Below are 23,044 nucleotides of genomic sequence, written 5' to 3' on the forward strand. Positions count from 1 at the left end.
TGATTATGACAATTTTCAATGAAATGATTTTCCAGTAGATTATAATGCCTATAACCAAGGTTTAAAATACGACATAGATTATAATAAATTTCAACCATATAGGTATGGAAATGACTATGTTCCAAGTTATTGAGACTATTGTTATAACTACCATGATACATGAAATAGAACTATATTTAGTAATTCAAGAGAATTCAGCATATATTCTAGATACAGATGTTCTCATTAGTAAAAAAATATCCTAGATACTCTAGGATATTTTTTGTTTGTCTTTATAGTAAGAGTATTATTTCTCTATTTTTGAGCTATGTATGGGATTATATTTTTTGTGATTATCGTTTCACTGGCCATTTCTGGATATTCTATGGCACCTTGGGTTCCAACAAGAAAAAAAGATATAAAAAGAGTTACAGATATTGTGATACTACAAGATTGAGAGAAGTTTTTAGAAGTTTGAGCTTGAGATGCTCGTATATCAGCTGCTATTGCTCGTAAATATCCTAACAACAGTATAGTCGGAATAGAAATGGCCTTTCCAATATACTTCATGGCCCTGATTAGAAAATACATAAGTGGACCAAAAAATATGAAACTCAAACTCGCAAATGCCTTTAAAGAAGATTTTTGAAACTATCATGCTATATATGTATTTGGTATGCCAGATAAGATGCAGAAAAAAATAGTACCAAAATTTCTCAAAGAAGCAAAATCTTGAGCAAAGCTGTATTCGTATGTCTTTTCTATTCCTGAAGAATGGAGAGAAAATACTATGAGCTATGGGGAAGAAAATGAAGCAAAAATACATGTTTTAGAAAAAATATAATGTGGATTCTCCGATTCCATCTCTTACAGACGAAGGACTATAATAAAATTCACCGTATTTGTAAAAAATATGGTTTTATTACGCGTATTCATTCACCTATTGTATTTACAAAAGCCTATATTAAATATATCACTCAAAAAATATCATGGAGGAGTTTAGGCAGAGAATTTTGAGTTGATCATGCTGGACTTCATAAATTTTATGACTTTGTTGAAAAAAATAATCTTCAAAGTGAAATCTTTCACGTTTTTTTAGAGTCTCGTGCAGCTGTATATATTGGGGGAAATCGAAGCTTCACTATTGAAGAACTAGACAACAGTCTCAAGATATATTCTTTGACCCAAAAAGAGTTTGAGAGTATACTACGTACACTTAAAAATAACTCATAAAACTATGTGCTGAATATTTGCTTATACTGGGACAAAGGATTGTAGAGAGATGCTTGTAAACGGTTTAAAAATGCTTGAATATCGTGGCTATGATAGTGCAGGAATAGTCGCAATAAGTTCATCGAGTGATATATTTTTGGAAAAAGCTGTTTGAAGGGTCTCTGCTCTGGCCTCTAAAGTTGACGCATCTAAGTCAGACACTAAAAAATATACAAGTTGAATCGCACACACTCGGTGGGCAACGCATGGTGGAGTGACCGTTGAAAACACTCATCCACATATATCTACAAACAAGAGATTTTATGTTGTTCACAACTGAATTATTGAAAATTACAAAGAACTGAAGAAATCACTCAGTGAAACCTATAGTTTTTATTCTCAAACAGATACAGAGGTTATTGCTAAGCTGGTTGAGTCACTTTTTGATGGAAACCTAAAGTCTACGATGGAAAAAGTATCTAAAAAACTGGTAGGTGCGTATTCACTTGCAGTGATTGATTCAGAGAATCCGTGAACTATTGTGGGGATAAAACTTGGAAGTCCACTCATAGTTGGAAAGGGAACAGATTGAGTCTATATTTCAAGTGATATAAATGCACTTTCAAGTTTAGCAGAGAGTTTTAGTATTCTGGAAGATAATGAAATGGTAGTCATTCAAGAATGAGAGTATTCAATATTTATGTCAGGTCACCTGGTAGAAAGAGCAGCAGAAGAAGTACAGGAAGGCCAAAAAATTGATGAGCTATGAGATTTTACGAGTTATACTGAAAAAGAAATTTTCGATATTCCAAGTGTTCTTGAAAATGTATGGAGCTGAAGAATCGATTTTACAAATATGTCGATTCATAATGAAACTCTGGAGGAACTCTCTGATTTAGATATTGAGAGAATATGTATAATTTCATCTGGTTCGAGTTATTATGCTGGTGATATCGGTTCATATTTTTTTAGAAAATTTTCTGGTATTTCTGCAAGTGCCGTTATATCCAGTGAGTTTTTGTCTGATGTATTTCTTCCAGACAGTAAAACACTTTATGTATTTCTTAGTCAATCAGGAGAAACAGCAGATGTAAGAGAATCTATGAAAATCGTCAAAGCAAAATGATGTATGACCTTTGGAATAGTAAATGTAGTTGGTTCAACGATAGCTCGAATGGCAGACCTTGGGCTTTATTCTCATGCGGGAGTTGAAGTTGGAGTTGCCAGTACAAAAAATGTTATAGCACAAGTATGAGTGCTTCTTATGATGTCAATCAGCCTAGGTCTTAAAAAAGATTTACAAATATCTGAAGCAAGGGGAATAATTGCCGAGTTAGCAAGTCTTCCAGATAAAATATCGCAAACTCTTATGCAAGGTCCGCACATAAAAGAACTAGCTAAAAAATATTCATCGTTTAATGATATGTTTGTGCTTGGAAGAAACTATTTCTACCCAGTTGCTGGTGAAGCTTCACTTAAAATCAAAGAACTCTCCTACATTCACTCTGAGAGTTACTCAGCTTGAGAGCTGAAACACGGACCACTTGCACTGGTGAGTAAAGATTTTCCAACACTCGTATTTAATCCTATGGGAAAATTTTACGCAAAAACTATTTCTAATATTCAAGAAGTTTCAGCAAGAAAAGGTCCAATACTTGGAATTATTTCCTCAAATGACACTCACAAGGAACTCTATTCAGATATGATTGAGCTTCCAGAAACTTCAGAGCTCCTTTCTGTATTTACAGGACTTGTATCAAGTTATCTCTTTGCACTTTATCTGGCTGAAGTTCTCGGTCGAGATGTAGATAAACCAAGAAATCTCGCGAAAAGTGTAACGGTTGAATAAGTTTATATACATACATCAATTTAAATAATTATGAAACAATATCTCATATATCTCTTACTTTGAATATCTCTTGCCGCAAATATTGCTTTTGCTTCAGAGTACTTCACACAAAAAATCGAACAAAAAGCAGAAATGATAGAATCACAGTAAAAAAAGAAAGCCTAAATGGGCTTTCTTTTTTATGTATTTCACTATAATAGCCCTGATTTTATATGTTAAATGTGTGAGACTATGGCTACAAATAATGAAACAGTAATCAGCTTTAAGGATGTTGATTTTCACTACGATTTTAGAAAACCTATTTTAGAAGATGTGAGTTTCAACGTTCGTAAGGGATCAAAGATTACTATTATGGGACAAAATGGTGCTGGAAAGAGTACTATATTTAAGCTTATCAATGGCTCTCTGGATAAAAAAACTTGAGTTATCAATACTGGAAAAGATGCTACTATAGCAACATGATATCAAGTCGTATTAGCAGAAGACAAAGACCTAACAGTTCAAGAATTTTTTCGTAAATATTTTAATGATGATTCAGTCTTCAATATAGATAAGCAAATATCAGAAATTTTACAGGTAGTAAATCTTAAGGCTCCACTTGATAAAAAAATCCAAGCTTTTTCATGAGGACAACAAGCACGTCTACTATTAGCTGCAGCACTTATTCAAAATCCTGACATTTTACTGCTTGATGAACCAACGAATAATCTTGATGCAGAATGAATCTGGCACCTCACTACATTTTTACAAGAATATAAAAAGACAGTTTTGGTTATTTCTCATGATGCTGAATTTCTTAATAGTTTTACAGATGGAGTATTATATCTTGATGTTCATACAAAAGTTGTAGAGCAGTATGTAGGGGATTACCATGATGTAGTAGAACAAATTAAAAGAAAAATTGAGAAGGATAATATGGCGAATGCGAGACTTCAAAAAGAAGCACAAGCAAAAAAGGATCAAGCAAATGTCTTTGCACATAAAGGATGAAAACTCCGAGCTGTTGCAAAAAAAATGAAAGAAGCTGCAGCTGAGATGGAGGATGAGATGGTAGATAATAGAAAAGAAGATAAGGCAATCAAAGATTTCAAAATTCCACTTCAAGATGATATCTGAGGAGTTCTTCTGAAAATAAATTCTGTTCATATTATAGAAAACGACGAAGTCGTAGTTCGTGAAGAAAATGTTGAACTCCGAAAAGCTGATCATCTCTTATTAGCTGGTCCAAACGGAATAGGAAAGTCTACGTTACTTGAAAAAATTGTAAATGGGGCAGAAGATTGAGTTGAACTTGCGCACTGAGTAAGAATTGGATATTACAGACAAGATTTCTCAAACCTTGATTTTAATCAAACAGTGTATGATTGTCTCATAGAAGCAGCTGAAGAGATGACAGAACAAGACCTGAGATCAAAAGCAGCAGGATTTCTTATAAATGGGGAAATAATGAAAACTGAAATTTGAAATTTATCTGAAGGTCAAAAATGACTTGTAGCATTTTGTAGACTCGTATTTTTGAAGCCTTGAATACTTATATTAGATGAACCAACAAACCATATTAATTTTAGACATATCCCAGTTATAGCAAAAGCTCTTGATGCTTTTGAAGGTGGTATGATACTTGTATCCCACGTGGATGAGTTTGTATGGCAAATACGTATAGATCAATATTTAGATTTAAAATAGTAAGACATACATATCTCATACAGTGAGCATATATACTACCATTTGTGAAAGTGTTTATAGAGAACTTTCTCTTTATTTAAATAATATAATTATTATGAAAAATGTTATTGGACTCCTAGTACTTAGTACTCTTGTACTTGCATCATGTGCAGATTCTGCAGTGAATGAAAACCCAGATGTTACCGTAACTCCTAGTACTGAAGTTACTGACACTATGGATAATACAGATATGGGAATGGATAATCAAAATATGGACAATATGGATGAAGATGGTGTTATGGTTGGAGGAGCAATGATGGTTCCATCGCTTGATATCGTAGATAACGCTATGAACGCTGATAATGTAACTACTCTTGTTGCTGCTGTATCAGCTGCATGACTTGTAGATACACTTAAGTCAGAAGGACCATTTACAGTATTTGCTCCTACTAACATGGCTTTTGATGATCTTCCAGAAGGTACAGTAGATACTCTACTCCTTCCAGAAAATAAAGATATGTTAACTAATATTCTTACATATCATGTTGTTCCTGGTTCATACACTTCTGCTGATTTAGAAGATGGTATGATGCTTACTACTGTTCAAGGCGAAGAACTTGAAATTACGTACGTAGATAACGTATGGTATGTAAACGGTGTTGAGATTCAAACTGCTGATGTTATCTCTTCTAATGGAGTAACATTCGTAATAGATTCAGTACTTATGCCTTCTGCATAATATCTTGAATTATCATTATGAAAAAAGATATACTTAGGTATATCTTTTTTCATAATTTATTTATTAATAATTAATGTATGGGAACAGCACTAATCACGTGAGCTTCTAGTGGAATTGGGAAAGATCTGGCTTATATTCACGCTGAAAATCTTTGAAACCTTGTTTTAGTAGCGAGAAGTAATGATGATTTACAAGAAGTAAAAAAAGATATTGAATCCAAGTATTCAGTTTCGGTTTTAGTACTTGCATACGATCTTACAGAAACTCATGCAGCTAAAGAAATCTATGATACAATTAAATCAGAAAAGATAGAAATTGAGTACCTTATTAACAATGCGTGATTTGGTGGAGTTGGGAAATTTTATGAGAGAGAATGGAGCCAAGATAAGAATATGATATTACTTAATATATTAGCTTTAACAGAACTGACTCGGCTCTTTCTCCCAGATTTTGTAGCAAAGAATTCTGGAAGAATTATGAATACTTCATCAACTGCAAGTCTGTTAGCTGGACCAAACCAAGCTGTATATTTTGCGAGTAAAGCATTTGTCACTTCATTTTCAAATGCTATAAATGAAGAATTATATGATAAAAATGTTACAGTAACAGCACTTTTACCATGAGCTACAGATACAGGATTTTGAAGTCGTTCTGGAATGGATAGAACAAAAATGTTTCAAAATACTGCAAGCTCGAGGGAGGTTGCTGAGACTGGGTATGAAGCTATGATGCAAGGAAAAAGAAATGTTTTAGCAGGAGTAGGATTTGCCTGAAAAATACTTATGTATCTCATCCCCTTTATTCCAAAATCTCTTCTGCTTTCACAAATTAGAAAAGCTCAAGAAACAAATACATAAAAAATAAATTCAAAAAAACACTTCAATATGAAGTGTTTTTTTCAAAAGTTTTAATGGTCGGGAACGCGAGACTCGAACTCACAACCCCACGCTCCCAAAGCGTGTGCGCTAGCCAATTGCGCCAGTTCCCGAGGCTATAAATCCCTTTGTTTATTTTATGGTGGGTATAGATAGATTTGAACTATCGACCTCACGATTATCAGTCGTGCGCTCTAACCAGCTGAGCTATACACCCGTATAATAAAAGACTTAGGTGTTAGAATTTATTTCAGATGTTTGGCATCTCTAATCCTAAATCCTAAGTCTTTTGTGTTTTTAATAATGGAGCGGGTGATGAGACTCGAACTCACAACCCTCTGCTTGGAAGGCAGATGCTCTAGCCAATTGAGCTACACCCGCATAACTATTAAAAGCTTGGGTATTGTATAAAAAATCTCTCCTCTGTCAAAATTTTTTATTCCTTTTTTATTATTTTCCTATTCTTTTAAATCAATGCTCCCAGTTTGTATAATGTTTCCATTTACTCGAAAGAATATATTTTTGGGTGAATCCTTAATTCTTATGCTGCTTTTACTGGTTGAAATATCTATATAAACAGGTATTTGTTCATAGTTTCTTTCTTGTATTGCAAGTTGCCTCACAGCAAATACGTATCCCAAAAAAAATGATAGTATTATCAACATACTTGAAGCAAGTAATTTTATTGTTTCCGTTTTCATAGTGATTTTTGATGAGCAATATAACATTGTTCTATAAGCATGGCAACGGTCATTGGCCCTACTCAACCAGGTACAGGAGTGATGAGATTTCATTGTTTCAGTATAGTATCGTATGTTGCGTCTCATTGCAGTTTTCAATCTATAATACTAAAACCTACATCTATTACGACAGTATTACTTCCTATCATCGATTCCGTAAGTATATGAGCTTGTCCTGTAGCTAATATTACTATATCAGCATCTTTTGTATACATTGTAAAATCGGGAGTCTGAGAATTGCAGCTCACAACAGTTGCTCATGCGTTTATACATAAAAGAGCCATTGGTTTTCACACAATATTACTTCTGCCCAGTATCACTACTTTTTTTCATGCAAGCGTGATATCATACTCATTGAGAAGTCTCAGAATTCATTTTGGAGTGCAAGGAATAAATCAGCTCTCATCTCAAAGCATAAGTTTTCATTGATTGAGTGGGTGAAATCAATCTATATCTTTACTGGGATCAATGGCTTGAAAAATTTTATGTGTATCAATATGTTGAGGAAGAGGGAGTTGCACGATATACCCAGATACAGAATTATCCTTGTTAATTTCTTTTATGTGATCTAAAAGTGATGACTCAGATATATCAGCTGGATAATGAAAGAGGGTAAACTCCATTCAAATTTGCTCAGCAAATTTACGTTTCTGTTTTATATACCTCAAACTCGGTGAAGCTGAATCTCATACTAAAATAGCTCACAAACATGGCTTTGTTGGTGAATCCTGTATTTTTATTTTAAGCTCATCGTATATAGTTTGAGCTATTTTTTTTCCATCAATTTTCATCGGCTCGTGTATCAAGAGTAGTATCACAAGATTAGACAAGTTTCTCTACATTGCAAATTTAATGTAGTGATATATACTGGAGTAAATAAGTATTAATGAAAATATCTATGCATCGCAAACTCTACGCATTTCTCATCCTGATTTGAACCATTTGAGCTCTAGTGCTGTTTTATCTCTATTTTTTTGTATTTTATACTTCTCAGCTGAGTTTTAATTCAAATATTTGAGAATACAAAGTTACTTTATATTCACCATCACTTGCTCAAAAAAAAGAGCAACTTTGTCCTCAGTCACTATGTATTATAAATGATGTATCTCCTTTTGAATACAATATTAGTATTTCGAAAGACGGATATGAAACTAAGAACTTAAATATAGTTGTCTGAGCTCGACAAAATCAGGAGATACTCATCGAGCTTCAAAAAAAAGCAGTTCTTGAAGAGGTCCTCGATATGAAAGCACTAGAAACTCCACAAGAAAAAATACAAAGACTGAGAGATAACAATCTTTCATTTGCGAGATTTCAAATAAATACTGAAAGTGAGATACGATTCACAGAAGAATCAAACACTCTTAAAATGTTATATATAACTTGAAGTTCTAAGCGAGAAATACAAAGTTTTCCTAAAATTTCAGCTGATAGTATAGATGCTTCTCTTATTGGAACAACACAAAATATATTTCTGAGTCTTTGAAATACTTCATATATCTTTGAAACGAGACAAGCAAGAGTTACAAAACTTCCATTTGAAATAAAAGTTAGATATATTAAACCTGATAAAAATACTTGAACATATCTTATAGTAACTGAAAATGGGACATTTCATTACAATGCTATAAACAATACATCTAATTTTGAATATTTATTTCGAGATTTTGTATATATAAATAAGTGAACTATTGGAGTTATTTATAAAGATGAAATACAAAAAAAATCTAACTTCTGACTTGAGCAAAAATGAAACCTCATTGTTCTCTATAATCCTGACAGCAAGGAGCGAAAAGTAATTTTAGAAACTTTGCTTCCTATAACTCACATCCAAAATGTAGATGACAAGGTTATATTCACTGCAGGCAACAAAGATTTTGAACTGCTTAATTATTAATAAACTCGTAAGTAAAAAGACTCTCCAAATTTGGAGAGTCTTTTTTATATTTTTTTAAAATGGGAGATCTTCTACTGATATTTCTTCTTCTTGTTTTGGAGTAGATTTTTTCACGGCAGGAGTATCATTTGCTGGATATTTACTGGAAGAATCATTTTGATTATATCCTCCACTGTTTCCACCTCCAGAATCATTTCCGTTTCCATCGAGCATTATCATATTTTCTCCTATGATTTCTGTTCTGTATCTTTTTGAACCATCTTGAGCTTCCCAGCTTCGAGTTTGCATTCTCCCTTCTATATATACCTTTTTTCCTTTTTGGAGGTATTGAGAAGCTATTTCTGCGAGCTTAGCCCAGAGAACGACGTTATGAAATTCTGCTTGTTCTTGTTTCATCCCTTGTCCGTCAGTCCAGTTTCGGTTGGTAGCTATAGAAAGAGTCGTAACGCTTTGTCCGTTTGGAGTCTGTCTGAGCTCAATATCTTGAGTAATTCGTCCGATGATTTGTACTTTATTTAAGTCCATATGTGTGTAATAAGCTAGTAAAAAAATGTATATATATCTCAAAATAGAACTATACAAAAATTAGTATATACACACTATACTCAAAATGCAAATTTTTTATTTTATTTAATTGTATTATTTTTGCTTTTCTCTACAATAAAGACTGTATATTACACCCTTTTACAGAAATATTTCATGATTTCATCATCGAGTTCAGATGCTCAAACTCCAGAGCGAGTCGTGTCTCCAAAAGAAAAAAATTGAGACAGTACTGTCTTTCAAAATGGTTTTCGTCCAAAAACTTTAGAAAACTATGTTTGACAAGATACGATCAAAAAACACTTGATGGTTTCTATTTCATCAGCGAAAATAAGGGGAGAGTGTCTCGAACATATCATGTTTTATGGGCCTCCTGGTCTTGGAAAAACGACTCTTTCAAATATTTTGGCCCATGAAATGGAGAGTCACTTACGAACTACTTCCGGCCCAGCTATTGAAAAACAGTCTGACCTCGTGAGTATTCTCTCCAATTTAGAATCAGGAGATATTTTGTTTATCGATGAGATTCACAGACTTCGTCCACAAGTAGAGGAGATTCTTTATACAGCTATGGAGGATTTTCAGATAGATATTATGGTAGGGTCTTGAACCTGAGCGCAGAGTGTGAAACTCCCAGTGAAGCCATTTACACTTGTTGGTGCTACGACCAGACTTTCAGCACTGAGTTCACCTCTTCGAGATAGATTTGGAAATGTACTCAAACTCGATTTTTATGACATTCCTCAAATAGCTATTATTCTCAAAAACAATTGCGAAATGCTTGGCTTTGATCTCTCTGATGAAATACTCTCTCTGATAGCTACAAAATCTCGGGGAACTCCAAGAATCGCAAATAGACTCCTTAAAATACTCAGAGACTACCATACTATTTGAAAGGATATTGCAGACCCAAAGGTACTTGCCTGAGTATTTCAGGATATAGGAATAGATGAAAAATGACTCGATTATCTTGATCGAAAGTATCTCTCCAGTATTTTTAAAAACTTTAAAGGAGGACCAGTAGGACTTGGAACTCTGAGCTCTACACTTGGAGAAGAAGAAGCCACACTCGAGGATGTGGTTGAACCATATTTACTCCAAATTGGATTTATAGAGCGAACTCCTCGGGGTCGAAAAATCACTGGAAGATGAATTAGTCACTTAGAAAGATAAAACTAAACAACACAATGCATAATTTACAGTCTCTGGATAAATCTGTTTTTACACAATGATTTATGAAACGACAATATAGTTATTATATAATACTGGCCATAATAAATATGAGTTGACTCATTTTGAGTGTCTGAATATTTTTTATTACAGATTCAATTCTGATTCTTATTTTGGGACTGGCTTTTCTCACTTTTTTTCGTGTACAGATATGATTTCTAGGTCACGATCTCGCACATGACCAAGTATTTAAAAATCGAAAATATAATAGATTTTTTGGGTACTTATCGGGGACACTCATTATGTGAGTAAGTCATGGCTTCTGGAGAAGTACCCATAACGCACATCATGATCACACCAATCAAGGAGATAATGATCCTGATTTTCCGTTTCTCAGAGATGCTGAGTTTTTTAAATCATTTCCAGGAGGGGTATTTATTCTCAGGAACATACATCTATTATTTTTTCCTTCATTTATGCTGGGCTACTATATGTATATAGTACAATCCTTGCAGTTTATATTTACGAAAATTACGGCTGTTAAAATATATGAATTATTTTTATTGATTGTTAATTTTATAGCGTATGCTTCTCTCTTTATAGTTACAATGTGAGTAACTCAGTGAATCATATTTCTCTTACTCCATTTTGTGTTTATAGGTATTTATATGGGGATTAGCTTTGCTCCCAATCATCTTGGAATGGAAGAAATACAGGAGGATGAGACCTATGAGCGATATTTTCAAATTATTACTTCTCGAAATCTCTATCCTGGGTTTTTGGTCAATTATATATTTGGAGGACTCAATTATCAAATAGAGCACCATTTGTATCAAACGATGCCTCGAAAAAATTATCCTGAAGTTGCAAAAATCGTTAAACAATACTGTACTGAGAATAATATCCCATATAGAGAAACCACATTTTTGGGTTCATACAAAGAAATATATGCTTCACTAAAAGAATTTTCTAAAAGTTAAATACTTATGACTGTCTCACTTGTTTTAAAAATATTCTGAGTTCTCATCTTACTTGCAGTGTTGCTTATTTTCTTCGCACAGTGGAGAACGGTTTCCGTATCAAGCAGTTTTATTTATGATGACATAAACACAATTCCAGCTCAAAAAGTATGACTTGTACTGGGAACGAGTAAATATATCACTGACGGACGTCAAAATGGTTTTTATGTGTATCGTCTGAGTGCGATTTTGGAGCTGTATAATACAGGAAAAATAGAGTATATTATAGTGAGTGGAGATAACGCGACTCCGCAGTACAATGAGCCAGACACGATGAAGCGAGACCTTATTGAGGCCTGAGTTCCAGAAGATAAAATCTTTGCAGACTATGCAGGATTTAGGACGCTTGATTCTATTGTCAGAGCTGAGGATATATTTAGTCAGATGAGTTTTATCGTAGTTTCTCAACGTTTTCATTTAGAACGTGCTATCTATATTGCTCAGTCAAAGGGCTTAACCGTCTATGGATACCCAGCTCTAGACGTCCCAGTACGTATGAGTCCTAAAGTCTGGATTCGAGAACGACTTGCTCGAGTGAAAATGCTCCTAGATGATATACTATGAATTGATCCGAAATTTTCAGGGGAAAAGATTCAAATAGGAGATTAAGTCCCACAATAGGTCTGATATTGTTCATCAAATCCATCTATACTTTCCATATATTTTTCAGTATTTTCTCTATACATATAGGGATTTTTTAGTATTTCTAGAAATGAAAGAAAATCTGTATTATCTCACGAGACTGTTTTTTCTAATACGTGTTCAACTAAGTGATTTCTAGGAATATATACAGGATTATATTGCTTCATAGACTCTTGCGCATTTTCAAATCCTCACGACTGAATAGAAACTCGATCTTTCCAGATATTTTGCCAAGCAATAAATCTAGTATCACTATATATTTCTTTATTTTTTACCTGAGTATTTCATCAAATATACAAAAAAGTATTGGTATAATCTGCTCAAATATCTTGCATCCATGAGAGGAGCTCACGAATCAGAGCTTCATCTTTTGAGAGGGGATTTAGTATTCCAAGCTTTTGACACATCATCACTAACCACGCACTATGTATATGTTCTCACATTGTTCCAAGGACGCTAGCTATTGTAGCTTCATCTATAAAATCGCTAAGGGTTGACGCAAATACTGATACATTCCAGAGGATGATATTTGCTTGGTTTCCAAATGCATATCGACCTTGCGTGTCTATCGAGCTAAATACTTGGTCAGAGTGAAAGTCACTCATAAACGCACATGGTCCATAATCAAAAGTCTCTCCACCAATACTCGTATTATCAGTATTCATCACTCCATTTATAAATCCGACTCGTAGCCACTGTGTCACAAGATTAATCTGCACATCTATGACTTTTTGCAGGAGTCACAGTGCAGGATTTTTAAGATTACTCAGTTCAGGATAGTGTATCTTAATAGTATAATCAATCAGTGCTCACATATCTTGTTTGCTGCCAAATCACTTTGCAAATTCAAAGGTCCCAACTCTGATATGTGAGCTCATAATTCGAGTCAAAATCGCTCCTTCTACTTGCTGTTCTCGCTGCACTCTATTTCAGGTTTTTACAACCGCGAGACTTCTCGAAGTTGCTATCCCGAGTCCGTGCATCGCTTCGCTCATTAAGTATTCTCTCAGAATTGCTTTCAGTGTCGCTCGTCCGTCTCCTCATCTAGAGAACGGAGTTTTTCCACTTCCTTTTAACACTATATCAACAAGATTTCATTCAGGAGTTTCCCATTCTCCCAGTAAAAGAGCTCGACCATCTCCGAGCATATTTGGATATCCAAACTGGTGACCTGCATAGGCCTGTGCAATTGGTTCTGCTCATTCTGGCACGATATTTCCTGAGAGGAGTTTATGAGCGTTTTCAGCAGGGAGGAGCTCTTGTATTCACAGTTCTTTTGCAAGTTCCATGTTATATAAAACGCACTTAGGATTGTCTGATTGTTCTGGATTTTGGGCAGCGAAAAATATTGCTGGGAGGGATTGGTAGCTATGTTTAAAATGAGGCATGTCTATAGAAGTCATATTTTTTATTTTCTCAAAATTTTATCCATACTTTTTCATTTTGCGAGTTCATCAACGAGCTTATCAAGATATCTAATTTTTTGCATAAGTGGATTTTCAATTTCCTCCACTCGATATCCACAAATAACCCCCGTGATTTCAGAGACGTTTGGATTCAGCTCTGGGGCTTCATCAAAAAATATTTCAAAACTTACTTGCTCTTTAATTTGTTTATCAAGCATAGCCTCTGAGTATCAGGTAAGCCAGAGAATAATGGTATCTACTTCTTCTTTTGATCGTCCTTTCTTTTCTACCTTTTTGACATAAAGTGGATAGACTGATGAAAATGACATGGAGAATATTTTTGTGTTTTGCATAATCTATAATTATTCTAAATACTTTACAACATATTCAAGTGAGTTTTGATGAAATTTAATTCTTACTCATTGATGTTCTATTCCTATATCTGGATTAATTTTTTTCTGCAGAGATTTAATATCAAAAGAAATGTTTTCATATTTTTTCATAAATTCTTGAAATCCTGTGTCAATAACAAACTTAACATGTTCCAATCATTCTTTATAAGGACTTCAGTATTTTGGATAGGGAATTTCAAGAACTGAAATTTTTCTATTTTTATATATTACGAGGTCATTCAATTTAAAAATTACTCATCTCTCATAACTTTCCTTTTTTTTCCAGAAATATTCTTTTTTGTTTCAATATTCCGTACATAAATGAGTTTATATCTTGATTTACTATTTTCTCGTTGCTCGATTTCAAATTTACCAGTTGAGACGATGAGGGGAGTGAGCTTTACAAAGCCGTAGTTTCGAGCATCAAAACTTGGACGTTTCTTTTGGATGAGTCCTCCGACGTCTCAGAGAAAAGCCCACCCATTTTCATCGGATAAATCAGTGATACTCGAAGCGATGAGAGATATCTCTTTTACTCAGAGCGTATCAACTCAGTCAGCAGTTCCTTTTGTTTCTTCTGTTTGTTTTTTGAGGATTTCGATATAGACGAACTTATCACAGGCTACGACGAATGGATTGGGAGTTTTCTTTTCTCCAATTCAGATTACGAGCTGACCTGCTTCTCTGAGCCGAGTAGCAAGACGCGTGAAGTCACTGTCTGAGGACACGAGACAAAAACCCTGTACTTTTTCTCAGTAGAGGATATCCATCGCATCGATAATCATGGCTGAATCAGTTGAGTTTTTTCAGCTTGTATATCCGTATTGTTGCACCGGAGTGATGGCATTTTCAAGGAGGAGAGACTTCCACTTTGTGAGTCCTGGTCGAGTCCAGTCTCCGTAGATACGTTTGATGGTAGGATTTCCATATTTCGTGATTTCTTCTATCATTTCTCCGATATACGCTGATGGAATATTGTCTCCATCTATAAGTACTGCGAGATTGAGGTTTGTATTCATACAAAATAATTAGAATATATTTATATCTTATTATTGTATTTTTTAAGTGTAAATCAATTCTAGTTCGTATCTCATATTATTTCTTTGCTTCCATTATATCCTCTAGAACTCGTAAGCTCTCGTGAATTTCCTGTATTCCAAAAACAAATGCGTGACGAAATACATCCTGATCTTCGTTATTATTTTCCTGCAGTACACTTTTTTTTATTTTTTTTATGAGTGTTTTATATTCTTGCATAATAGTGTCATCCACCATTTCTTTGTTAATAAGAGATGTAAGAATTTCACAGGTTTTTTCACTGAACTCATCACAATTTTTTTTGAAATTATCTCAGTAGTTCAGCAGGGATGTATCGCTATTATTTGATACTCGATGAATTATAAGGATAGAATTATATAACTTTTCTGTTCCATCTATGAGTTTATTGTATTTATCAACCTTTTCTAAGTGAATATTTTCTACAGCATCTTTGGCTTTTCCGAGACTGAGGTGAAAATCATTTACTATATTTGAAGAATTATCATTTTCGTCTGATCTAATATTTTTAAATGTGACCTTAAAAATATCCTGTGCTCTGTTCAGTGAGTAGCGTATATGTTTCAATGCTCGATTACTAGATTTTTCGGGCCAGATTATTCCAGCAACAAGGAGACCTACTCAGATACCTATTCCAATTGCCAATAAACGGTCGAGTGATATTTCTAGGAGATCGTTTTCAGACCCAAGTGATATAGCTACTGCTGCTACTACTCAGTATCTCCAGCTTGGCTGAAAACTGGCAATAGCGTTCATAATAAACATAGTGACCAAGAGTGATACAACTGTTCCATATCCATAAGGGATAATTGAGACGAAGATAGATCAAATTACAATACCAACTATAGTTGCAAGTACTCTCCCTTTGGCACTATTAAAGGTATTTCCTATACTGCTTTCCATGATTAAAACTGCTGACATAATAGCTAAGAAAATTTCTGGAAATCCAAAAGTTCTCATAACGGTAAAAGTTACGGCAGCTGCTATTGAAGATTGAAGTGCAAGTCTCAGAGCATCTCGGAGTTTGTCTCGTGTTATTTCTACCGGCAACTTATGAAAAAGACTCTGTAAATATTTTAGCATATATAAAGCAGTAGATAATGAAATAGAATTCAGCAATCAAAAAATTACTTCTATGATACAAGTTATTATAGTGCTAAAATAATATTTCAAAATATTTACATCTCTTTAAATAGATATTTCTAATCGAATCAATCTTTCTTTTTATCCTAAAACCGTATACTAGAATTATTAGTTCTAAAAAAAAACATGTCTATCTGGCAAACAGAGTCTTGGCAAAATATGTTGGTTGCAAGCTGACAAAGCGAAGAATATTTCGTCATTGAGCTTGATTATTCTAGCGAACAAAAAACCAGTATTTTTGTAGAAAAACGCAAAGTTTCTGCTTGAGAATATTGAATGTTTGTACAATGATTGGAACAATCTATTGATAATCGACTTGAAGAAAGTCTCACTGTGTTATGCCAAGAAGAAAACTGTCTCTTTGTGCAAGTAGAAACTGTGAATTATGGGGGAATAAATCTTTCAGAAACTACAGAATATTCGTGAGATTTTAAAAAGGGGTACTATAAAAAATTTATGCCAGAGTATACAGCACTTATAGATCTCACTCAAACTGAGGACGTGATACTCGCTGCCATGAAACCAAAGGGGAGATACAATATTCGGCTCGCAGAAAAAAAATGAGTAGTTGTTGAACAGGTTGAAAAAATACCATATAATGCCAAGAAGTTTTATGAACTCATGCAAGAAACGACTTCAAGAGATGATTTTTCTGGAAATAATCTCATATATTATGAAACATTTCTCAAGACAATAGAGTCATCTCAACTTTTTTTTGCCTACTATGATTGAAAAGTAATTGCAGCTGGGATATTTGTCTTAGATGTTGATGTTGCGACCTATTATTATGGGGCTTCAGGAAATACACATAGGAATCTCATGGCTCCGTATCTACTCCAATGGACTGCTATATGTCATGCTAAAAAAAGAGGGATGAAGACCTATGATTTCTTGTGAGTTGCGAGTCCAGATGATGCTGAGTCTCCTCTTGCTGGAGTGACTGATTTTAAGATGAAGCTCTCACCTAGAAAAACTCACGTATCAGAATGATATATATACGTCAATAAAAAAATAAAATATCAAGTAATAAAGTTCTTACGGAAATTGAAAAAGTAGTTGCCTGAGTATAATAAGTAGGTAATTTATTTATTCTAATACTACAATTATGAAGAGTTTACTAGCAATAGTCTTGTTATCACTTGTTTCATTTTCTTATACATTTGCGTGAGAAGAAGCAATCACAGGTGAAAATAAATCAAAAAGTATGGAAGATAGAGAAGTTATCATGTACGACTTTGATTTAGAAGTAGAAATTGAAAATGGAAAAGCGGTAGCTACTTGGGATGATTTTCCTGCAAATAAAGGTTTTGAGTGGTATAAGCTTGTGTACTCGACAAGTAATACTAATCCAGTATATCCTCATGATAAAACGGTATTTATAGGTGAAAGACTTCAACTTACAAACACTTTTAAACTCGATTCAAGTTCAAATAATCACTATGTGAGACTGTGTGCTGTGATTCTCAATGATGATTATTCAAAAGATAGATATTGCGGTGAAACACAACATCTCATAACATCAGAAAGTGATTTTCATACAGAAGAAATAAATAAAGATCACTCAAAAAAGGTTGAGGTAAAAAAAACTGAAACTAAAACTGAAGCTAAAAAAGAAATAAAAAAAGAATACAAATCAGAAAACAAAAGTGATACTAAAATGAAAGTATCAAGCAATTTAAATACAGCTTTAAAAACGAGAATTAACGTTCTACTTGAAAACTTTATAGATCGATTAGAGGCACGAGGTGACTCAGATGAAAAAATAGCTGCAACTATTGATCTCGTGATAGAAAGATTGGAAAAATTATCATGAAATGTAACGTATAATAAGATTGTAGATTATATGATACTCGCGCTCACTGAATTGAAGGAAGAGTATAGTAATTCACTAGGTGATATTGAATCAGTATTTGATGGTTTTTAATTAAAAGATAAAAATACAAAAAAGCGAGATTTTCTTTTGAATTATCTCGCTTTTTTATATAATAGAAGCCGATTTTCAATTCTTATACACCATTATGTGAAAAACAATTATAGGATTCATTTTAGGAATCATAACGCTCATTGGATGATATGGACTGGTTTTTGGTTCTAATCTCGTTTTCGGCTCTGATACTAAGTTTGTAGCGACACTTTCAGATTCAGTTTATCCAAATAGTGATGAACTTTCCAAAACTATTGCCATATATCAATCTCAAAATGATATTTCAAGTTTCAAGGTTCGTTCCTTATGTAACATATCTTCGTCATTTCTCACCCAAGAACAAGGGTTATATTTTTTTGAAATAGATTATAAAAATGCTCCCGATTGTAAAAATGGGAATATATATCTTGAAAGTCTCGGTCAAAAATATGTTGGAACCATGCACGATATATCTATTGTTAGGAGTGCTGACTTGGTTTTGCAGTATGTAGACTATAGTGATTCTGATCTAAAATGACTAGCTGAAAAACTCACTCCAGTTATTAAGAAAAATGCTATTTTCAAAAATTATAACGGGGCAGAAATAACAAAGAATTACAGCTTTTTGAAAGGTCAAAGACTCTATAATGAAGCAATATTAGCTCAAGAAGTTATACAGACTATTCTCAAAGCTCGACTACAAAAATATATTTCTCCAGTTCCTGGGGGAAATATCTCAGAAAATCCAAACAAAATTCCAAATGCTGGGAGACCGTATAGATCTGCTTATACAGATGGAATTCATCACTGATGGGATATTGACGCAGCTCTTAATTCTGATGTAGTGGCTCTGGATGATGGAGTGATAGTGAGAATCGTAGATGATTTTATGGATAGCGATTTTAGTAGAGTAGTGTATGGTGCTGGGATGAGTGATAATCAAAAATTAAAAAATTTAGATATTCTGAGATGAAATCAAGTATGGCTTAAAACTATGAAAGGTGAAGTAATATTTTATAGTCATCTGAGTTCTGTTGTTGATTCTCTTCAAGAATGACAACTCGTTCAGTCCGGAACGAAGTTAGGAAAAATTGGTGTATCATGAGTTCCAGAATCAGGATATGATGATTATCATCTCCATTTCCCAATTATGAAAAATCCGTATAATGCTTCTCGTGCAGGAAGCTATGATTTCTGAGATTATATGTCTTGGGATTGGCAAACGAAATGATTAAATACTGCACAAACTATAGCAGCTCAAAAAAATATTTTTAAGTAAAAATAATTATGGAACTTACTAAAAATAAAAAAGCCTACTTCGATTATGAGATTTTAGAATCTCAGGAAGCCGGAATCGAACTGCAAGGTCATGAAGTGAAGTCTGTGCGAGCAAAACAAGTCAACCTCAAATGAAGTTATGTTTCCATGAATCAGGGACAACTCTTTTTAAAGTGAATGAATATATCTCCATGGAAGACTTTAGCAAGTCGTGATATATTGGAGACTCAACGACCAAGAAAAATATTTCTCCACAAGAAAAAAATACTCTATTTTGGCTCCAAAGTGAAAGAAGGTGGTTATACTATTCTCGCAACTGAAATATATCTAAAATGATGACTCATCAAGGTCAGAGTCGCACTTGCTAAGGGGAAGAAGTCATTTCAAAAGAAACAAAGTTTGAAAGAACGCAGTTTAGATAAGGAAGCAAAAATGATGCTTAAAAAAAATTATTAATTAATTTACTTTTCCTCATATGATAGATTTAAAAAAAGCTAAGAGAGACCTAGAGGCCTATAAAAAAAATATCAAGGATAGAAATCTCAGTATAGATTTCGATGCTTTTTTAGAACTTGAATCAGAAAAAAATACTTTAGGTCAAGAGCTTGATGAGATGAGAAATACGAAAAATGTGGTTTCTAAAGAGATTCCTACACTTAAAGATGAAGCAAAAATAAAAAAAATAAGTGAAATGAAAGAACTCTGAGAACAAATTTCAAAAAAAGAAACGGTATTTAAAGAAAAAGAAGAAGCCTTTAATTACACCCTGTACAGACTTCCAAATTTTTTAGATCCTACCGCAGCTCTTTGAAAAGACGACTCTGCAAATACCGCAGTTGATTTTTTTATGAAGCCAACAACATTTGATTTTGAAGTTAAGTCTCATTGGGAAATAGGAGAAGCTAAAAATTGGATAGATTTAGATAAATGAGCAGAAGTTGCAGGTTCACGATTTTGGTACCTGAAATGAGAACTCGCACTTCTCAATATGGCTATTATAAACTACGCTATTTCATTTCTTTCTGCGAAAGAATTTGAATTCATTATTCCACCATATATGGTGAAAGAAGCTTCTCTTTTTTGAACTGGATTTCTTCCAGCAGGAGAGGATGGACTCTATCACGTGAATCCAGGAGAAGAAGATTTATACTTAATTGGTACATCAGAAATTCCACTGACGTCATACCATATGAATGAAGTTATTGATGTAGAAAAACCAAAACTATATTTTGGTTATAGTCCATGTTTTCGAAAAGAAGCAGGGAGTTATGGAAAAGATATGAAGGGTATTTTAAGAGGACATCAATTTGAAAAAGTTGAAATGGTAGTTTTTTGTAAACCAGAAGATTCTCAAAAAACACATGATATGATGGTAGAAGTAGAGGAATCGCTCTGGCAATCACTTAAAATCCCATATCAAAAACTCAACGTATGTTCCGGTGATCTGTGAAATCCAGCAATGAAAAAATTTGATTTAGAGGCGTGGATGCCTGGTCAAGAAAAATACAGAGAAGTGACGAGTTGTAGTAATGTTTGAGAATTTCAATCTAGAAGACTGGGAATTAAGTATATAAATGAAAATGGTGAAAAAGACTTTGTTCATACACTCAACGGTACAGTAGTAGCGCTTTCAAGATGTCTGATAGCAATTATAGAAAACTATCAAACACAAGACTGACGAGTAGAAATACCAGAAGTTATTCGTCCATTTATGGGTGGAAAAACTCATATTGGATAACAAAGTATAACAAATTACAAAAAGCAGCTTATATTTTGAATATAAGCTGCTTTTATGTTACTATATATGTATTATATTAATGAGTAGAAATAATGCTATTACTTTCCACATCAAGTTTAACAGGATACTGACTTCATAGAGTCTTTTGTTTTGCGAAAGAAGCCTGATATGAAGGAATAGATATTGCACTTTGAATGCTTAATTTTGATCTTTGGGACTCTGAGTATATACTTGAATTAAGTAAAAATTTTAATATCCCTGTTATTTCACTTACTGCTCCTTGAAAGGATATGAGTCAAAAAAAACTTGATAGTATCATGGATATGGCTGAAGTTTTAGAAAGTGAGGTAGTGACATTTTCACCTCCTCATTTTATGGATAAAGACACGAAATGGTTTTGAGATCCACTTAAAAAATTACAAAAAGATTCCAGTATTGAAATCTGTATCCAAAATGTTGAATCAAAATACCTCTTTTTTGTCATTCCAGAATACAGAAACGCAACCCTTGGAAAAATAAAAACAGTTACCTGAAAAACTACCTTAGATGTTACCGCAATTGATAGTTCAACTACTATGGATATTATGAGAGCTCAGGCAGAACTGGGGAGATCACTACAAAATATATTTTTTGCAGATAGACTCTCAAGTCAACGAGGCCTCTTACCAGGAAGTGCTGGAGCAAGTCTTTCTCACCTTCCACTTGAGAGCTTCCTTATGAAACTCAAATCTTCTAACTATGAAGGTCACTTCACGATAAAAGTAAGTCCTAAAGAAATGTGAGTATGAGATGCAAATGATGTAATCAATAAGCTCATCTATATAAAGAAATACTATGAAAAACATTTTCTATATTATAAAAATGATTAATTAAAAAAATAAGAGCTAAGCTCTTATTTTTTTAATTCTCATGTCTTTTTTTTCCCTTCCAAATAGGCTCTATACCACATCGAAGTTGTAAAAATATCTAAGACTGCAGCGAGATATCAAAGTAATAGTATGAAAAACAAAAATATTCATCCAAGAACAGTAAAAGCTATAGTTGTAAAAAGCTGAGAACTGAGAACTCACGCAAGAAATGCAGCAAAAATGGGAAATATAAGAAATATAGTAAAGTTAATGATAACCTTTATATTCATGGCAAACATCAGAACATAGAGTCTTAGGGTTGTTTTAATATTTAGTAACGCAATCTGTGAAGAGGTTCCTATAGCTTCAAAAACTCAAGCATCTTCGAGTACAACTTCATACTTCGCGTAAGCAATTAGGATATTGAGGATAATAGAAAAGAGAAAGGCTATAAAGAAAAATATTGAAAGACCACTTAAATATTCTATTCCCAAATATCTAAGACTGAACAGAAATCAGTTAAGAATACTAGCAAGTTTAAACATCCCGAAGATATTATTAAACTCAAAAAGTGCATAAAATCTATAAATTCAAAATCAAATAGCATCTGATCGACTTGCCATTCAGTCATCCTTTTTATGGAGATATCAAATAAGTGCTCATTCAAAAATAGGGAGTAGTATGATATAACTTATGATAAATACAAAGCCAGAAATCAGAAGCGGAGTTATATAACTTGTATGAAACAATGAGAGAAGGAGTTGAAACGCTTCATCTTCACTCCCAAGGAGTACTACATAGGTATAAACGACTTGATATACTAGTAGGACACTTACGAATATAACTGATATAAGTCATGGAAAGAAATAAAATCGTTTGATTCGAGTATCATTTCTAATAATTTCTAGACTCGGAGTGAGAATATTATCTGTGAATTTATCAGCCATAGA

The 23,044-nt window shown here is 33.6% G+C and carries 26 protein-coding genes and 3 tRNA genes; 17 read left to right on the plus strand and 12 right to left on the minus strand.

Features of this window, described 5'->3' with window-relative positions:
* From GW846_00685 to GW846_00715, 7 genes are all read left to right on the plus strand, one after another.
* On the plus strand, positions 1-229 hold a 229-nt coding region (locus GW846_00685; protein NDK09280.1), incomplete at its 5' end, for a hypothetical protein.
* 78 nt (positions 230-307) lie between these two features.
* Complete coding sequence (locus GW846_00690; protein ID NDK09281.1) at positions 308-823, plus strand: class I SAM-dependent methyltransferase; 516 nt, start codon at positions 308-310, stop codon at positions 821-823.
* Entirely contained in the window at positions 823-1,212 is a 390-nt protein-coding gene (locus GW846_00695; protein NDK09282.1) for a hypothetical protein, read from the plus strand. Before GW846_00690 ends, GW846_00695 begins: the two co-directional genes overlap by 1 nt.
* Before the next feature lie 4 nt (positions 1,213-1,216).
* A complete protein-coding gene (gene glmS, locus GW846_00700) occupies positions 1,217-3,040 on the plus strand; it encodes a glutamine--fructose-6-phosphate transaminase (isomerizing) (GenBank protein ID NDK09283.1) in 1,824 nt (607 codons plus the stop codon).
* Positions 3,041-3,391: 351 nt separating this feature from the next.
* Complete coding sequence (locus GW846_00705) at positions 3,392-4,726, plus strand: ABC-F family ATP-binding cassette domain-containing protein (GenBank protein ID NDK09284.1); 1,335 nt, start codon at positions 3,392-3,394, stop codon at positions 4,724-4,726.
* A 214-nt stretch (positions 4,727-4,940) separates the two neighbouring features.
* A complete protein-coding gene (locus GW846_00710; protein ID NDK09285.1) occupies positions 4,941-5,444 on the plus strand; it encodes a fasciclin domain-containing protein in 504 nt (167 codons plus the stop codon).
* Positions 5,445-5,521: 77 nt separating this feature from the next.
* Complete coding sequence (locus GW846_00715; GenBank protein NDK09286.1) at positions 5,522-6,301, plus strand: SDR family oxidoreductase; 780 nt, start codon at positions 5,522-5,524, stop codon at positions 6,299-6,301.
* A gap of 54 nt (positions 6,302-6,355) precedes the next feature.
* Here the strand turns inward: GW846_00715 and GW846_00720 are convergent.
* From GW846_00720 to GW846_00740, 5 genes are all read right to left on the minus strand, one after another.
* Positions 6,356-6,432: transfer RNA gene (locus GW846_00720), tRNA-Pro, on the minus strand.
* A 27-nt stretch (positions 6,433-6,459) separates the two neighbouring features.
* Positions 6,460-6,536: transfer RNA gene (locus GW846_00725), tRNA-Ile, on the minus strand.
* An 87-nt stretch (positions 6,537-6,623) separates the two neighbouring features.
* Positions 6,624-6,700 (minus strand) — tRNA-Gly (locus GW846_00730).
* Between the two features lie 77 nt (positions 6,701-6,777).
* Complete coding sequence (locus tag GW846_00735) at positions 6,778-7,020, minus strand: hypothetical protein (GenBank protein NDK09287.1); 243 nt, start codon at positions 7,018-7,020, stop codon at positions 6,778-6,780.
* Entirely contained in the window at positions 7,002-7,850 is an 849-nt protein-coding gene (locus GW846_00740; GenBank protein NDK09288.1) for a bifunctional 5,10-methylenetetrahydrofolate dehydrogenase/5,10-methenyltetrahydrofolate cyclohydrolase, read from the minus strand. Before GW846_00740 ends, GW846_00735 begins: the two co-directional genes overlap by 19 nt.
* Before the next feature lie 107 nt (positions 7,851-7,957).
* Here GW846_00740 and GW846_00745 point away from each other — a divergent pair, with 107 nt between their 5' ends.
* Entirely contained in the window at positions 7,958-8,956 is a 999-nt protein-coding gene (locus GW846_00745; GenBank protein NDK09289.1) for a hypothetical protein, read from the plus strand.
* Between the two features lie 54 nt (positions 8,957-9,010).
* On the opposite strand, the gene GW846_00750 is transcribed toward GW846_00745, so the two are convergent.
* Positions 9,011-9,481, minus strand: a complete 471-nt coding sequence (locus tag GW846_00750; protein ID NDK09290.1) for a single-stranded DNA-binding protein — start codon at positions 9,479-9,481, stop codon at positions 9,011-9,013.
* A gap of 174 nt (positions 9,482-9,655) precedes the next feature.
* Between GW846_00750 and ruvB the strand changes: the two genes are divergently transcribed.
* The 3 genes from ruvB to GW846_00765 are packed head-to-tail and all read left to right on the plus strand — an operon-like array spanning position 9,656 to position 12,297.
* A complete protein-coding gene (gene ruvB / locus GW846_00755) occupies positions 9,656-10,672 on the plus strand; it encodes a Holliday junction branch migration DNA helicase RuvB (GenBank protein NDK09291.1) in 1,017 nt (338 codons plus the stop codon).
* A 14-nt stretch (positions 10,673-10,686) separates the two neighbouring features.
* Entirely contained in the window at positions 10,687-11,649 is a 963-nt protein-coding gene (locus tag GW846_00760) for an acyl-CoA desaturase (protein ID NDK09292.1), read from the plus strand.
* Between the two features lie 6 nt (positions 11,650-11,655).
* Positions 11,656-12,297: a hypothetical protein gene (locus GW846_00765; protein NDK09293.1), complete on the plus strand. Its 642-nt coding sequence runs from the start codon at positions 11,656-11,658 to the stop codon at positions 12,295-12,297.
* Here the strand turns inward: GW846_00765 and GW846_00770 are convergent.
* The 5 genes from GW846_00770 to GW846_00790 form a co-directional block, all read right to left on the minus strand.
* The gene (locus GW846_00770; GenBank protein NDK09294.1) at positions 12,294-13,733 is read right to left on the minus strand and encodes a YdiU family protein; all 1,440 of its coding nucleotides are present in this window, start codon (positions 13,731-13,733) and stop codon (positions 12,294-12,296) included. The genes GW846_00765 and GW846_00770 overlap by 4 nt on opposite strands.
* A 5-nt stretch (positions 13,734-13,738) precedes the next feature.
* Positions 13,739-14,089 (minus strand): DUF2200 domain-containing protein, encoded by a 351-nt coding sequence (locus GW846_00775; protein NDK09295.1) that lies wholly within the window; start codon positions 14,087-14,089, stop codon positions 13,739-13,741.
* A 9-nt stretch (positions 14,090-14,098) separates the two neighbouring features.
* Positions 14,099-14,371 carry a VOC family protein gene (locus GW846_00780; protein NDK09296.1) on the minus strand — a complete coding sequence of 91 codons (273 nt, stop codon included), beginning with the start codon at positions 14,369-14,371 and terminating at the stop codon, positions 14,099-14,101.
* Positions 14,372-14,379: 8 nt separating this feature from the next.
* On the minus strand, positions 14,380-15,147 hold the full coding sequence (locus tag GW846_00785) for an NYN domain-containing protein (GenBank protein NDK09297.1): 768 nt from the start codon (positions 15,145-15,147) through the stop codon (positions 14,380-14,382).
* 76 nt (positions 15,148-15,223) lie between these two features.
* The gene (locus tag GW846_00790) at positions 15,224-16,267 is read right to left on the minus strand and encodes a hypothetical protein (protein ID NDK09298.1); all 1,044 of its coding nucleotides are present in this window, start codon (positions 16,265-16,267) and stop codon (positions 15,224-15,226) included.
* A gap of 186 nt (positions 16,268-16,453) precedes the next feature.
* Between GW846_00790 and GW846_00795 the strand changes: the two genes are divergently transcribed.
* The 6 genes from GW846_00795 (at position 16,454) to GW846_00820 (ending at position 22,115) form a co-directional block, all read left to right on the plus strand.
* A complete protein-coding gene (locus GW846_00795) occupies positions 16,454-17,383 on the plus strand; it encodes a peptidoglycan bridge formation glycyltransferase FemA/FemB family protein (GenBank protein NDK09299.1) in 930 nt (309 codons plus the stop codon).
* A 49-nt stretch (positions 17,384-17,432) separates the two neighbouring features.
* On the plus strand, positions 17,433-18,251 hold the full coding sequence (locus GW846_00800; protein ID NDK09300.1) for a hypothetical protein: 819 nt from the start codon (positions 17,433-17,435) through the stop codon (positions 18,249-18,251).
* 94 nt (positions 18,252-18,345) lie between these two features.
* A complete protein-coding gene (locus GW846_00805; GenBank protein NDK09301.1) occupies positions 18,346-19,509 on the plus strand; it encodes a M23 family metallopeptidase in 1,164 nt (387 codons plus the stop codon).
* 8 nt (positions 19,510-19,517) lie between these two features.
* Entirely contained in the window at positions 19,518-19,964 is a 447-nt protein-coding gene (smpB, locus tag GW846_00810) for an SsrA-binding protein SmpB (protein ID NDK09302.1), read from the plus strand.
* Positions 19,965-19,983: 19 nt separating this feature from the next.
* A complete protein-coding gene (serS, locus tag GW846_00815; GenBank protein NDK09303.1) occupies positions 19,984-21,246 on the plus strand; it encodes a serine--tRNA ligase in 1,263 nt (420 codons plus the stop codon).
* Between the two features lie 92 nt (positions 21,247-21,338).
* Positions 21,339-22,115, plus strand: coding sequence for a hypothetical protein (locus GW846_00820; GenBank protein ID NDK09304.1), 777 nt, complete (start codon positions 21,339-21,341; stop codon positions 22,113-22,115).
* A gap of 23 nt (positions 22,116-22,138) precedes the next feature.
* Here the strand turns inward: GW846_00820 and GW846_00825 are convergent, their stop codons facing one another.
* Positions 22,139-23,041, minus strand: coding sequence for a hypothetical protein (locus GW846_00825; GenBank protein NDK09305.1), 903 nt, complete (start codon positions 23,039-23,041; stop codon positions 22,139-22,141).
* Positions 23,042-23,044: the final 3 nt, after the last annotated feature.

The organism is Candidatus Gracilibacteria bacterium (assembly GCA_010119145.1).
Lineage (GTDB): Bacteria > Patescibacteriota > Gracilibacteria > BD1-5 > UBA6164 > JAACSU01.